A 12,665-nucleotide genomic window follows, 5' to 3' on the forward strand; every position below is an offset into this window, starting at 1 on the left:
AGCTTGAACTGGCGCTAAACGTGAGGCGCTTTCCCGCTGGAAAGGGGATAGTAAAGGCTTTCCCGTTAAAGATCACGGTGAGTTATTATCCGCCGGGTGTGCAACCGGCTGCGTTGGGCGTTATACTGGGTAAAAAACCAGTATTCATTCATCAGCAGGATAATGCCACCGCCATGATGCCAAACCGCCTCGAGCCAGAACTCGACATTTATCAATACCCGGAGCACCTGCGCGCCTGCCTGGCGCCGTTGCCTAAAGGGCCGGGCGTGTATGTGTTTCACGGTCAAAGCGAGAGCCTGCCGCTTTACATCGGTAAAAGCGTCAATATACGCAGCCGGGTGATGGCGCACTTCCGCGCGCAGGACGAGGCTAAAATGCTGCGCCAAACCCGACGCATCAGCTTTATCGAGACCGCCGGTGAGTTGGGCGCATTGCTGCTGGAGGCGCAGTTGATCAAACAACAACAGCCGCTGTTCAACAAACGTCTGCGGCGCTCGAAACAGCTGTGCGCGCTGCGCTTGCAGGCAGATGCGGTGACGATTGCTCACGCCAAAGAGATCGACTTCGCCGTCACGCCCCATCTCTACGGGTTGTTTGCCAATCGCCACGCCGCGCTGGAAAAGCTGCGCGCCATCGCCGACGAGCATCGTTTATGTTACGGCAAGCTGGGGATCGACAAGCTGCCGGCGGGGCGAGCCTGTTTCCGCTACAGCCTGCGCAAGTGCGCGGGCGCCTGCTGTGGCGTGGAGTCGGCGCAGGAGCATGCGCTGCGGCTCAGCGCGGCGCTTGAGCAGCTGCGTATCACCTGTTGGCCGTTCGCCGGGCGCGTGGCGCTGGAGGAGCAGGGCGAGACGCTGCGTCAGTACCATGTGATCCACAATTGGTTTTATCTGGGCTCGGTCGGCAATCTGGCGCAGGCGGAGCGGCTACAGAGCGCGGCCAGCCATTTCGACAGCGATGGCTACAAGATTTTGTGCAAGCCGCTTATCGCCGGCGATTACCCGATTATTGAGCTGCCGTAAGGCCATAACGCTGGCGATAACCTAAGACTTATCCGTAAAATCAGGGCATTATGCTAAAAAAGCTTGAGTCCATAATGTTGTTATGGATAATAACGCCCCGAAGCGAAGGAACGCGCTATTAACTCAGTTGGCAGAGTGATTGGTTTTATAATGGCTTGTTTTGGCTTGAAAATTGATAGACGCGGGTTCGAGTCCTGCATAGCGCGCCAGCTTTCTTTCACTTCATCTCATCGCGCTTACCGTAAAGCGCACCCGGGTTGATTTGCACTATCGGCTCCTCGTTGGGATTTTCGGGTGTGCTTTACCGTAACCGCTGGCTTTCCTTCCTCTTTCTCTCTCGATCCTTTGCTAAACTGTAATCAGGCAGGCTTGCTGCCCGGCAACAGGAGGTCGATATGTCCCACTCCGAGCAACTGCAGGAACTCTTGCAACGCGTCGCCGCCCTCGAGGCGAGAGAGAAGGCGCTGACCGCCGCGTCCAACGCTTACCAGGCGATTATCACCACCATGTTGGGCAATATGGAGAAGACTGAACGTGATCGCATCATCGCGATGATCGATCAGGCCCATGAAATCGCCTACGCCCGCGCCATTCAACGCAGCAACGAACCGCAAAAGCAGAAAATCAAACAGGCCGACGACGTAGCCCAGCGCATGTTCATGTTTGCGCAAGGCAAAGCCGCTCAACCACGCTGAAGCCGAACTATAACAGTTGCCGCCATTAAGTTGGTTAACTGATCTACCTGGCAAAACTGTACTTGTGTTACTTTTAGCGGTGAGATTTGATGGCAATGCTGTTTCCAGCATAAGGTTGTAACGATGGACGCGATTAAAAGCATCTTGGTTAAAGAGATTGAACAGATCAATCGGCGCGAAGGGCGCGACGGCAAGCCGCGCTTCAACAGCGAATTCGCCCGCACTCACCGCTATTTGTGCCTTGCCATGTTCGCCGGTTACTTCGCGGTGATCGCCGTGATGTATCAGGTGCCGTACATGGGGATGTATGCCTTCCTCGGCTTCACCGCCTTTGTGCTGTTCATGTTCGCCATGCTGCTGATAGAGATCCGGCCGGTCTACCGCTTTGAAGACATCGGGGTGCTGGATCTGCGGGTGTGCTATAACGGCGAGTGGTACTTCACCCGCGCGCTGTCGCCTTATGCGGTGCAGCAGCTGCTGGATGAGCCGTCCATCGGCGCCGCGCTGAAACAGAAGATGCGGGTGATCATCGGCAACAAGGGCGAAATCGACTTCTACGACGTGTACGACATGGCCTACGGAAAAAAGCCTCAGGATGAGCCACCGCAGCTGGCGGCGGCAAACTGAAAGGTTTCCGGCCGGCGGCTTGTCGATTATACTCAGCGTTTGAACGCGAAGCAGAATGAGGACCAAGCGATGAGTGATGATATTTTCGATTTTGATATCGATGCCGAACTGGCGAAAGCCGAAGAAAAAGCGGCGCAGAAGGTAAAAGAGGTCCCTGAATTCCTCGAAGACGAAGCGGACTGCGAAGGTTGCAAGATCTGATCGCCTGACCCATAAAAAAACCGCCGCGGCGGTTTTTTTTATCTCTGAGCGTCCTCGGTATCAGTCCAGCATGAATCCCCAGATGAGGAACGCCGCCACCAGAATCAGGCAAAGCGCGGACACCGTCACCAGTATTTTCCCCAGAATGTCTTTTTCTTGTTCCCGCTGCGTCACGTTGAAATTATCCAATTAAAAGTCTATGGACCAAACCGGCGATGCTGAGATCGAGCGCCGCTACGCCCAGCGCCATAATCATCATCACCGAAAGAAATCGAGTCTTGCCGTTCACATCCCTAATCCCCGTTGGCGCCGCTGTTAAATTGTTTTTATATCAAACGGATATAATTCAGCGACGCCGTACTTCATGCATCATGATAGTGATTAAGAACGTTCTTAAGGCCAGAAGTTCCCTCATCTGATAACGCGGCCGCGTTAGTCGGTCACGATCCTGACGCCTATCTTGCTGACCTGATTGCCCTCCATTTCGGCAATGGTCCAGGTCAGGCCGTCCCATTCCACCTGGTCGCCGATCACCGGTTCACCGCCGATCAGCTGAATGACGAACTGCCCCAGCGTCTGTTGCTCGTCGACATCGTCTTGCAGATTGAGGCCATAAACCTGCGAGATGTCGCTTAAACGGGCGTCGGATTGCAGGATAAAGTCGCCGAAGAAGCGTTCGTCGAGCGTCACGGCCGGCGCTTGGCTAAACAGTTTGCCGAGGATCGGCAGATCGTGCTCATGGCCGATAACGCACAGGATATCGTTCTCGCGCAGCCGGGTACTGCCGCTAGGGTGCAGCAGCTCTTTGCCGCGGAACAGGGCGGCGATGCGGGTATTGGGCGGCATTTTCAGCTCGCGCAGCGCGGCGCCGACGCACCAGTTTTCCGCCGAAAGTTGATACACAAACTGTTCCCACTGGTTTTCCGGGTGCACGTCCAGCCCAACGCGGGAGATCGGCGTCAGCGCCGGTGGCACGATCACCTTGGCCTTTTTGGCGGCGAACGACAGCGTGGTGCCTTGCAGCAGCAGGGAGACCAGCACCACGAAGAACGCCACGTTAAAGAACAGCTGGGCGTTGGGCAGCCCGGCCATCATCGGGAACACCGCCAGGATCACCGGTACCGCGCCGCGCAGGCCAACCCAGGAAATAAAGCCGCGTTCGCGCAGGGTAAAGCTGCGGAACGGCAGCAGGCCGATAAACACCGACAGCGGGCGTGCGAACAGGATCATCCACAGCGACAGCAGCAGGGCAGGGATGGCGATCGGCAGCAGCTCATGCGGGTTGAGCAGCAGGCCGAGCACCAGGAACATGCCGATCTGGCTGAGCCATGCCAGGCCATCGAAGGTTTGCACGATGCCGTGACGGTTGCGAATGGGACGGTTGCCCAGCAGCAGGCCGCACAGGTACACCGCCAGAATGCCGCTGCCGTCCAGCGCCGTGGTCAGCGCGAAAATAAGAATGCCGCCGCTTACCGCCAGCAGTGGGTAGAGGCCGTCCGCCAGCTTGATGTGGTTAATCAGCGTCAGCAGCAGCCAGCCGCCGCCGAGACCGAAGACGATGCCCATGCCGAACTGCTGCATCAGATGCAGCGGGAAGGTCCAGCTCAGCGCGGTTTCCCCGGCGGCGATCATCGCAATCAGCGTGATGGTGAGAAATACCGCCATAGGATCGTTGCTACCGGACTCGATCTCCAGCGTGGCGCTGACGCGTTCGTTCAGCCCTTTGCCGCCCAGCAGCGAGAATACCGCGGCGGCGTCGGTAGAACCGATGATGGCGCCGATCAGCAACCCCTGCAGCAGATCGAGATTGAAGAGCCAGGCGGCGGCCATGCCGGTCAGGCCGGCGGTGATCACCACGCCGACGGTGGCGAGAGACAGTGCCGGCCACAGCGCCACGCGGAACGAGCTGACCCGGGTGCGCATGCCGCCGTCGAGCAGGATCACCGCCAACGCGAGGTTGCTGACCAGATAAGCGACCGGGTAATTGCTGAAGACGATGCCGCCGGGGCCGTCAACGCCGGCCAGCATGCCGATCGCGAGGAAGATCACCAGGATCGGAATGCCGAGCCGGGAAGAAAATGAGCTGAGCAGAATGCTTGCCCCCACCAGCACGGCACCGATGACGAACAAGCTGTTAATGGTGCTGGCATCCAAAATATCGTTCTCCTGAGGCTGGGGGATAGGGGGCACTGCGCGTGTTTCGATGATAACGTGTTTAGTGGGTAAAACGCCAAGGCTGATTGCGAAAACAATCGATCAATTATTACCCTTTGGTGCGATTAAACTAAGAAAGTGAGGGGAAGAGGTGAAGTTCTACCTTTTATCCAACATTATCAGGCTGCTGTATTTCGATTTTGGCAATAATGCCGGGTTTGCACGGTGGGAAAAACCATTAAGCCCGCGCAGGCAGGCTTAATGGTTTGCAGGCGCGGTAGGGTTAATGGTCGAGCGATTCCAGCGACCGTTTGATCAGCTCGGCGGCCAGTTTGCGTTCCGCTTCGGAAATGCCGTCGAGATTGAAGTTGGAGAGCTCAGCGACCAAAACGCTGCGTTCTTTACCGCTGATCGAAGCATCCAGCGCGGACAGCAACCTGCTGAGGATCTTCAGCAGGGTGGCGTTTTCCGCTACGGCTTCCTGAGCCTGGGTGTTTTTATCGGTCATTCAAAATCCTCTCTGTCGTGACGGAAGGGAGAGACAGGTAACGCCATCGAATCAATCAAGCGATCGCGCAGCCCTTCGGGGGTTGAGCCCAATCACTACCGTAAGGCAGGGATCCGGATTTCTACTTATGCATTGCAGTTATAACGGCCAGGTTATCTATGCCGCCGTATCACTTTGCCTTAACGGACGACGTAAAGCTGAACAATGTGTGCTCTGTGTGGCATGGGGAAGAAGACGCAACCGGCAGGTTGCGCCATCAAGTATAGTGTCAGGAACAGCGGGCAGGGGCGGCGGAACCGCCCTCAGGAGATTTTTTCTTTTTGCAGACGGCTATTGAAGCGAGGACGCTCCAACAGAAAATTGAGATGCAGGCGCTGTATCAGCAGATAAGCGATAATGGGCGCGCTCAAGCCAACCAGTGTGCCGAGGATCGCATGCGCCGGCCAATTGCTGACGTGCAGAAACTTGGTCAGTATGATGCGTAAACCGCTGGTGGCGAGGATATGCATCAAATAGATCACCATGCTCAATTCACCGAGTCGGCGCAGCCAGAAAAGCTTCGTTTTAGCCAACATAACCGATAGGGTGACGATGAAGAAGATGGCTTCAACCGCCAGTATCAGGGAGAAACTTCCTGCATCGGTATACAGCAAGCCGGAATAGCCGTGGAATCCCCATTGCAGCGAGATAAACGCGAACAGGGAAGCCAACAGCGAGCCAAAGCCCAGATTGGCGATGTGAGAAGCGTAACGAACGGCCAAAGCGCCAAGCAGGAAGAAGATCAAGAACCGGGTGATGTAATCGAAATGGAAGGCTTTGGTGAGGTTATCTTGGTAGAGATACAGCCCCATGCTGATGACGATCAACACCGGCAGAAGATAACGGTATGCATCTTTGCTATACAGTAAAGTTGCTAACACAAAGACCATAAACAAGGCATACAAGAACCAAAACTGCGCGCGAGGATGCGTAAACAGCGACAGGACATCGCCGAGGCTCGAAGGATTATTGGTGTAACGTGACAATAAGACCTCCACCAAGCCTTGCAGCAGCGACCAGATCACGTAGGGGTAGACGATGGTATCGATCTTGCTGATGACGAAGCGAGTTTTGCCCTTTCTCTCCAGCGACTGCGTAAAAAACAAACCTGAAAGGAAGAAAAACAGCGGCATATGGAAGCTGTAGATAACGCTGTCTGTCAGTTGATAGAACGAGCCGGGAAGTTGAATGCCTGCGCTGTATAGACCGCGGTTGACGTGGCCGAAAACCACGAGAATGATGCCGATCCCTTTTGCATAATCGACCCATGCTTCTCTCATATGTGTACCTTGCCCAGAAAGTAACGCAACTAATTTATAAGTATCAATAGTGAGCGTAACAGGCAGTTGCCGTTTTGCAATGCGTCCCAGGGATTAGGATTAATATTAGGAAAATGCTCAGGTTGCTGCCGATGCCGCAGCGGTAATGGAAGGGATCATAACATTGATGCGGTTAATTTCTGGGCGATAATTCATCACCCAGAAATGGCGTAAGGCCTTATTGCGGCTTGCCGGAGAACAGGAAGCGCAGCACCGGGATGCGTTTGTGCAGCTCATATAAAGCGAAGGCCAGCGAGAACACAAACAGCAGGCCCAGCAAGAACCCCAACAGGTTGTTGCCGATATAAGGCGTCACGAAAGCGCCATATATCAGGGTCAACGGATGGTGCACCAGATATATAAACAGCGAGGCGTTGACCAGATAGGTGATGCGCGGCGAGTGATAATTCAGCAGGTTATGCCCGAAAGAGAACACCACATTGGTCATCAGGATCCCCATTAGGGTTTTGATCACCACTTCCAGCTCGAACATATAGCTGCTGTGCGCCAACAGTTTCTGGTTCAGCATATATGCGATAAACAGCAGCAGCGAGCCGAGCAGCGCCAGCGGCGAACGGCGCAGGAAAATCTCTTTAAGCCACACATACTTAAACGCATAGGCGCCGAGGATGAAGAACGGCAGGTAGAACATCGTCTCCATCACCACGAAATTGAACAGGCCATTGGATAATAGCTGCGGCGCGAAAATTAAAATAATACGGTGCGCGGCCGAGTAGCATACCGCATAAATAAAGAAACACAGTGAGATGTTTCCTAATCCACGCATTCTGTTTATTAACGCTGGAATAGGCTCGCGGGTTTGACGCTTGATTTTGCGGAACAGATAAAAGCAGGCGAAGGTTAACAATGACAGGGTCAATAAGAACCACAGATGAGACACCAATTCCCAAACTGTTACATTTATTTTCTGATAGAGAGAAAACTCGTCCCAGCCGTTTAATTTATCGGTGAAATATTTCAGCATGAAAAATTGCGGCACCGTAATTAGCGGGATGGAGCTCAACAGCGGGATCGCCACCCGCTCCAGCCTGACCTTCAGCCACTGATGGCGCTCGTAACGCTCGTAGAGCATGTAGGAGAAGTAGCCGGAAATCACGAAGAACACCTGCATGCGGAAGGCGTGGATGAAGTCGTTCAGCACCGTGAGTGAGAAGGAGGGCGACGCGCTGTTCACCGCCCAGACGTGGCTGGAATAAATCAGGGAAAGGTGAAACGGAATGCCGAGCAGCATCAAATAGGCTCGGATCGAATCGAGGAAAAACTCGCGCTGTTTGCTGCCTTTAGTCATAGATTACCGCTGGTGATTTAATCGGGTGCTCATTAACACGCTTAATAAGTCGTCAAACGTTAAATTGTTATCCGGAACCCTACTATAGCCCCTCGCATTTTTCCATAGCGTCTTGTTGCGCGGCTTGCTACGCTGGTGCTCCATCAGCTGCTTAAACAATGAGCCGTAAACATGAACCATCCATTTATCATGTTGTCGGAAAGCTGAGTAATCCATTAATATGGATTTAAATGATTTGAGCACACGAATAGGGGGGATGTGCTAGTTAATATATTATCCGGACAACCACGCGCCGCGAGCGTTCGTTGGTTAGGTGCTACCGTATTGTTCACGCTGTTCAGTTCGCCGGCATGGGCCTTTTCTATTGATGATGTGGCCAAGCAGGCGCAGGATCTGGCTGCGAAAGGTTTCGAAGCCCCGAAGAGCAACCTTCCTTCTCAGTTCCGCGAGATGAAGTTCGCAGACTATCAGCAGATTCAGTTCAATCACGATAAAGCCTATTGGAGCAAGCTGAAAACCCCTTTCAAGCTTGAGTTTTATCATCAGGGGATGTATTTCGATACGCCGGTGAAAATCAACGAAGTCACCTCTACCAGCGTAAAACAGATCAAGTACAGCCCGGATTACTTCAACTTCGGCTCGGTCAAACACGATCCTGAATCAGTGAAGAACCTCGGCTTTGCCGGCTTCAAGGTGCTCTACCCGATCAACAGCGCCGACAAAAACGATGAGATTATGAGCCTGCTGGGCGCGAGCTATTTCCGCGTGGTGGGTAAAGGGCAGGTTTACGGGCTTTCCGCTCGTGGCCTGGCTATCGATACCGCTTTGCCTTCCGGCGAAGAGTTCCCGCGTTTCCGCGAATTCTGGGTTGAGCGTCCGAAGCAGGGCGACAAACACCTGGTGATCTACGCGCTGCTGGATTCCCCGCGCGCCACCGGCGCTTACCGTTTCACGGTGATCCCGGGCCGTGACACCACCGTGGACGTCGAGTCCAAAGTGTTCCTGCGCGATAAGGTGGGCAAATTGGGCCTGGCGCCGCTGACCAGCATGTTCCTGTTCGGCCCGAACCAGCCGTCGCCGACGCTGAACTACCGCCCGGCGCTGCACGATTCCAACGGTCTGTCTATCCATGCCGGCAACGGCGAGTGGATCTGGCGTCCGCTGAACAATCCTAAACACCTGTCCGTCAGCACCTATACCGTTGAGAATCCGAAAGGCTTCGGTCTGCTGCAGCGCGGTCGCAACTTCAAAGAGTACGAAGATCTGGACGATCGTTACGATCTGCGCCCGAGCGCCTGGATCGAACCGAAAGGCGACTGGGGCAAAGGCAAGGTCGAGCTGGTGGAGATCCCAACGGCGGATGAAACCAACGACAACATCGTCGCGTTCTGGACGCCGGATACCTTGCCGGAAGCCAAAAAACCGCTGACGCTGAGCTACCGTCTGAACTTCACCCGCGATGAAGACAAACTGCATTCGCAAGACATCGCCTATGTGGCGCGGACCATGCGTTCGACCGGTGACGTGAAGCAGTCCAACCTGATCCGCGAGCCTGACGGCAGCGTCGCCTTCCTGGTCGATTTCGTCGGCCCGGTGCTGAAAGCGCTGGACGCCAATACGCCGGTCGCTTCTCAGATCAGCATCGGCGACAACGGTGAAATGGTAGAAAACAACGTCCGCTATAACCCAGTGACCAAAGGCTGGCGCCTGACGGTGCGTCTGAAAGTGAAAGACGACAAGAAGCCGGTAGAAATGCGCGCGGCGCTGGTCAATGGCGATAAGACACTGTCGGAAACCTGGAGCTATCAGCTACCTGCCAATGAATAAGCCTACTCAACCCGCCCAGGATTATCTTGCGGCGCTGCCTCTGACCGCCGAGCGGTCGGAGGCGCTTACCCCTAAAACGGCGGATGACGCTCAGGCTCTGGAGGCGCTACATCGGCAGATGGGCGCCGCCGACGCCAACGTCAATAGCCTGTCGGCGGATGACGTGGCGCTGGCCTCGGTCAAACCGCGCATCGAAAGCGCCTGGCCGGATGCGGTCAGCGATGACGACTTCGATACCGACGCCGAAGGGCGCGCCATTCTGAAGGCGACGCCGCCGATCAAACGCACCACCATGTTCCCGGAAGCCTGGCGCACCAACCCGGTGGCGCGCTTCTGGGATTCTCTGCTGGGGCGGTCGCCGCACAATCGGCACGCCACCAAAGAGGAGGCCGAGGCCGAGAACCGCTGGCGTACCGTCGGCTCCATGCGCCGCTATGTGCTGCTGGTGCTGATGCTGGTGCAAACCGGCATCGCCACCTGGTATATGAAAACCATCTTGCCTTACCAGGGCTGGGCGCTGATCGATCCTATCGCCATGCTGGACCAAGATCTGATGCAGTCGGTGCTGCAGCTGCTGCCGTATGTGCTGCAAACCGGCATTCTGATCCTGTTCGCCGTGCTGTTCTGCTGGGTCTCGGCCGGTTTCTGGACCGCGCTGATGGGCTTCCTGCAGCTGCTGATCGGCAAGGACAAATACAGCATTTCCTCCACCATCAAGGGCGATGAGCCGATCAACCCGGCGCACCGCACCGCGCTGATCATGCCGATCTGCAACGAAGACGTCGAACGCGTGTTCGCCGGCCTGCGCGCGACCTATGAGTCCGTCGCCGCGACCGGTCAGTTGGAACACTTCGATATCTACGTGCTGAGCGACAGCTACGATCCGGACATCTGCGTGGCCGAGCAAAAGGCGTGGATGGAACTGTGCCGCGATGTCGACGGCCACGGCCGCATCTTCTATCGCCGCCGCCGCCGCCGCGTCAAACGCAAGAGCGGCAACATCGACGACTTCTGCCGTCGCTGGGGCGGTGAGTACAGCTACATGGTGATCCTGGATGCCGACAGCGTGATGAGCGGCGAATGCCTCACCGGGCTGGTTCGCCTGATGGAAGCCAACCCGAACGCCGGCATCATCCAGTCCGCGCCGAAGGCGTCCGGCATGGATACCCTGTACGCGCGCGTGCAGCAGTTCGCTACCCGCGTTTACGGGCCGCTGTTTACCGCCGGTCTGCATTTCTGGCAGCTGGGCGAGTCGCACTACTGGGGCCATAACGCCATCATCCGCGTGAAGCCGTTTATCGAGCACTGTGCGCTGGCGCCGCTGCCGGGCGAGGGCTCCTTCGCCGGTTCTATCTTGTCGCACGACTTCGTTGAAGCGGCGCTGATGCGCCGCGCCGGCTGGGGCGTGTGGATCGCTTACGATCTGCCGGGCAGTTACGAAGAGCTGCCGCCGAACCTGCTGGACGAGCTGAAACGCGACCGTCGCTGGTGCCACGGCAACCTGATGAACTTCCGCCTGTTCCTGGTGAAGGGCATGCACCCGGTGCACCGCGCGGTGTTCCTCACCGGCGTGATGTCCTACCTGTCGGCGCCGCTGTGGTTCATGTTCCTGGCGCTCTCCACCGCATTGCAGGTGGTGCATACCCTGATGGAGCCGCAATACTTCCTGCAGCCGCGGCAGCTGTTCCCGGTCTGGCCGCAGTGGCGGCCCGAGCTGGCGATAGCGCTGTTCTCCACCACGCTGGTGCTGCTGTTCCTGCCGAAGCTGCTCAGCATCGTGCTGATCTGGGCCAAGGGGGCGAAAGAGTATGGCGGCGCGTTCCGTTTGTTCATTTCGATGCTGATGGAAATGCTGTTCTCGGTGCTGTTGGCGCCGGTGCGCATGCTGTTCCATACCGTGTTCGTGGTGAGCGCCTTCCTCGGTTGGGAAGTGGTGTGGAATTCGCCGCAGCGTGACGACGACGACACGCCGTGGGGCGAAGCGTTCCGCCGCCATGGCTCGCAGATGTTGCTGGGCCTGGTGTGGGCCGGCGGCATGGCGTGGCTGGATCTGCGTTTCCTGTGGTGGCTGTCGCCAATCGTGTTCTCGCTGATCCTGTCGCCGTTCGTGTCGGTGCTGTCGAGCCGCGCGACGCTGGGCATGAAAAGCAAACGCGCCAAGCTGTTCCTGATCCCGGAAGAGTACAATCCGCCGCGTGAGCTGCTGGCGACGGAAGAGTACCTGCATCTCAACCGCAACCGCGCGTTGACCAACGGCTTTATGCACGCGGTGGTCAACCCGTCCTTCAACGCGTTGGCGACGGCGCTGGCGACGGCGCGTCACCACCTGCGCGCGACGCTCGATCGCAATCGCGAGGAGCGGGTAAACGAAGCGTTGCAGCTGGGGCCGGAGAAGCTGGTGAAGGGCAAGCGTCTGGAACTGCTGAGCGATCCGGTCACGCTGGCTCGTCTGCACCAGCGCGTCTGGCTGCTGCCGGAAGGCGCCGCCTGGCGTGAGCACTATCAGCAGTTGCCGCACAACCCGCTGGCACACCCAACGGGCCGACGTTAATCGCTGAACGGTAACGCTCAGACGGGGAATGCGCATGGCGCGTTCCCCGTTTTTTTACCTTTTGCTTACGCGCGCCGGTACCGGTGGAGAAAGGGAACTGTGGTAGACTGCGGCCGATGCGTTGTTCACTCGCGAAACAACCCTTTGCTCAGAGTCAATGTCGTGAAGCTCTCTTCCTACCTTCGGCTGGCCTGCGTGGCGGCCAGCGTGATGGTCTTAACCGGTTGCGGCAGCATCATCAGCCGCACCGTGCCCGGTGCGGGGCATGGCCACCAGTACTATCCCGGCGTGCAGTGGGATTTGCGCGATACGCCCTGGCGTTACGTCACGGTGATAGATGTGCCGCTGTCGATGGTGGTGGACACCTTTATGCTGCCGTTCGATGCGCAGCATGGCCCCTATGAATAAACCTG

General features: G+C 56.7%; 12 protein-coding genes and 1 tRNA gene. 8 read left to right on the top strand and 5 right to left on the bottom strand.

Translation table 11 applies throughout. From position 1 onward, the window contains the following. The first annotated feature begins 173 nt into the window (after nucleotides 1–173). The 5 genes from cho to ACORQT_RS09030 all read left to right on the top strand — a co-directional run bounded on the left by cho (nucleotide 174) and on the right by ACORQT_RS09030 (nucleotide 2,545). Nucleotides 174–1,022: an excinuclease Cho gene (gene cho / locus ACORQT_RS09010; RefSeq protein ID WP_033644249.1), complete on the top strand. Its 849-nt coding sequence runs from the start codon at nucleotides 174–176 to the stop codon at nucleotides 1,020–1,022. Between the two features lie 112 nt (nucleotides 1,023–1,134). After that, a tRNA-OTHER gene (locus ACORQT_RS09015) sits at nucleotides 1,135–1,231 on the top strand. A gap of 186 nt (nucleotides 1,232–1,417) precedes the next feature. Further along, the gene (locus ACORQT_RS09020; RefSeq protein WP_033642650.1) at nucleotides 1,418–1,717 is read left to right on the top strand and encodes a sigma-S stabilization anti-adapter protein IraP; all 300 of its coding nucleotides are present in this window, start codon (nucleotides 1,418–1,420) and stop codon (nucleotides 1,715–1,717) included. A 123-nt stretch (nucleotides 1,718–1,840) separates the two neighbouring features. Continuing rightward, entirely contained in the window at nucleotides 1,841–2,344 is a 504-nt protein-coding gene (locus tag ACORQT_RS09025; protein ID WP_033642651.1) for a YlaC family protein, read from the top strand. Nucleotides 2,345–2,413: 69 nt separating this feature from the next. Next, complete coding sequence (locus ACORQT_RS09030) at nucleotides 2,414–2,545, top strand: hypothetical protein (RefSeq protein ID WP_015377413.1); 132 nt, start codon at nucleotides 2,414–2,416, stop codon at nucleotides 2,543–2,545. Nucleotides 2,546–2,605: 60 nt separating this feature from the next. Here the strand turns inward: ACORQT_RS09030 and ACORQT_RS09035 are convergent, their stop codons facing one another. From ACORQT_RS09035 to mdoC, 5 genes are all read right to left on the bottom strand, one after another. Beyond that, a complete protein-coding gene (locus tag ACORQT_RS09035) occupies nucleotides 2,606–2,734 on the bottom strand; it encodes a hypothetical protein (RefSeq protein ID WP_033642652.1) in 129 nt (42 codons plus the stop codon). A gap of 243 nt (nucleotides 2,735–2,977) precedes the next feature. Continuing rightward, nucleotides 2,978–4,699: a potassium/proton antiporter gene (locus tag ACORQT_RS09040; RefSeq protein ID WP_004927894.1), complete on the bottom strand. Its 1,722-nt coding sequence runs from the start codon at nucleotides 4,697–4,699 to the stop codon at nucleotides 2,978–2,980. A 283-nt stretch (nucleotides 4,700–4,982) separates the two neighbouring features. Further along, the gene (locus ACORQT_RS09045; RefSeq protein WP_033650720.1) at nucleotides 4,983–5,207 is read right to left on the bottom strand and encodes a hypothetical protein; all 225 of its coding nucleotides are present in this window, start codon (nucleotides 5,205–5,207) and stop codon (nucleotides 4,983–4,985) included. A gap of 302 nt (nucleotides 5,208–5,509) precedes the next feature. Beyond that, nucleotides 5,510–6,526 (bottom strand): acyltransferase family protein, encoded by a 1,017-nt coding sequence (locus ACORQT_RS09050; RefSeq protein ID WP_164057161.1) that lies wholly within the window; start codon nucleotides 6,524–6,526, stop codon nucleotides 5,510–5,512. Nucleotides 6,527–6,743: 217 nt separating this feature from the next. Then, the gene (mdoC, locus tag ACORQT_RS09055; RefSeq protein WP_047026307.1) at nucleotides 6,744–7,874 is read right to left on the bottom strand and encodes a glucans biosynthesis protein MdoC; all 1,131 of its coding nucleotides are present in this window, start codon (nucleotides 7,872–7,874) and stop codon (nucleotides 6,744–6,746) included. Between the two features lie 258 nt (nucleotides 7,875–8,132). Here mdoC and mdoG point away from each other — a divergent pair, with 258 nt between their 5' ends. The 3 genes from mdoG (at nucleotide 8,133) to ACORQT_RS09070 (ending at nucleotide 12,660) form a co-directional block, all read left to right on the top strand. Next, entirely contained in the window at nucleotides 8,133–9,701 is a 1,569-nt protein-coding gene (gene mdoG, locus ACORQT_RS09060) for a glucans biosynthesis protein MdoG (protein WP_169539530.1), read from the top strand. Further along, complete coding sequence (gene mdoH / locus ACORQT_RS09065) at nucleotides 9,694–12,252, top strand: glucans biosynthesis glucosyltransferase MdoH (protein ID WP_033650723.1); 2,559 nt, start codon at nucleotides 9,694–9,696, stop codon at nucleotides 12,250–12,252. Before mdoG ends, mdoH begins: the two co-directional genes overlap by 8 nt. Before the next feature lie 210 nt (nucleotides 12,253–12,462). Further along, nucleotides 12,463–12,660, top strand: coding sequence for a YceK/YidQ family lipoprotein (locus ACORQT_RS09070; RefSeq protein WP_046688460.1), 198 nt, complete (start codon nucleotides 12,463–12,465; stop codon nucleotides 12,658–12,660). The last annotated feature ends 5 nt before the right edge of the window (nucleotides 12,661–12,665 follow it).

It is taken from the genome of Serratia sp. (in: enterobacteria), from assembly GCF_052400455.1.
Classification (GTDB): Bacteria; Pseudomonadota; Gammaproteobacteria; order Enterobacterales; family Enterobacteriaceae; genus Serratia; species Serratia ureilytica.

What these genes read in the sequence shown, in the direction of transcription:
- ACORQT_RS09020 (WP_033642650.1), top strand. Translation starts at nt 1,418, where the DNA reads ATGTCCCACTCCGAGCAACTGCAGGAACTCTTGCAACGCGTCGCCGCC.
- ACORQT_RS09030 (WP_015377413.1), top strand. Translation starts at nt 2,414, where the DNA reads ATGAGTGATGATATTTTCGATTTTGATATCGATGCCGAACTGGCGAAA.
- cho (WP_033644249.1), top strand. Translation starts at nt 174, where the DNA reads ATGATGCCAAACCGCCTCGAGCCAGAACTCGACATTTATCAATACCCG.
- ACORQT_RS09070 (WP_046688460.1), top strand. Translation starts at nt 12,463, where the DNA reads ATGGTCTTAACCGGTTGCGGCAGCATCATCAGCCGCACCGTGCCCGGT.
- ACORQT_RS09045 (WP_033650720.1), bottom strand. Translation starts at nt 5,207, where the DNA reads ATGACCGATAAAAACACCCAGGCTCAGGAAGCCGTAGCGGAAAACGCC.
- ACORQT_RS09025 (WP_033642651.1), top strand. Translation starts at nt 1,841, where the DNA reads ATGGACGCGATTAAAAGCATCTTGGTTAAAGAGATTGAACAGATCAAT.
- mdoH (WP_033650723.1), top strand. Translation starts at nt 9,694, where the DNA reads ATGAATAAGCCTACTCAACCCGCCCAGGATTATCTTGCGGCGCTGCCT.
- mdoC (WP_047026307.1), bottom strand. Translation starts at nt 7,874, where the DNA reads ATGACTAAAGGCAGCAAACAGCGCGAGTTTTTCCTCGATTCGATCCGA.
- ACORQT_RS09050 (WP_164057161.1), bottom strand. Translation starts at nt 6,526, where the DNA reads ATGAGAGAAGCATGGGTCGATTATGCAAAAGGGATCGGCATCATTCTC.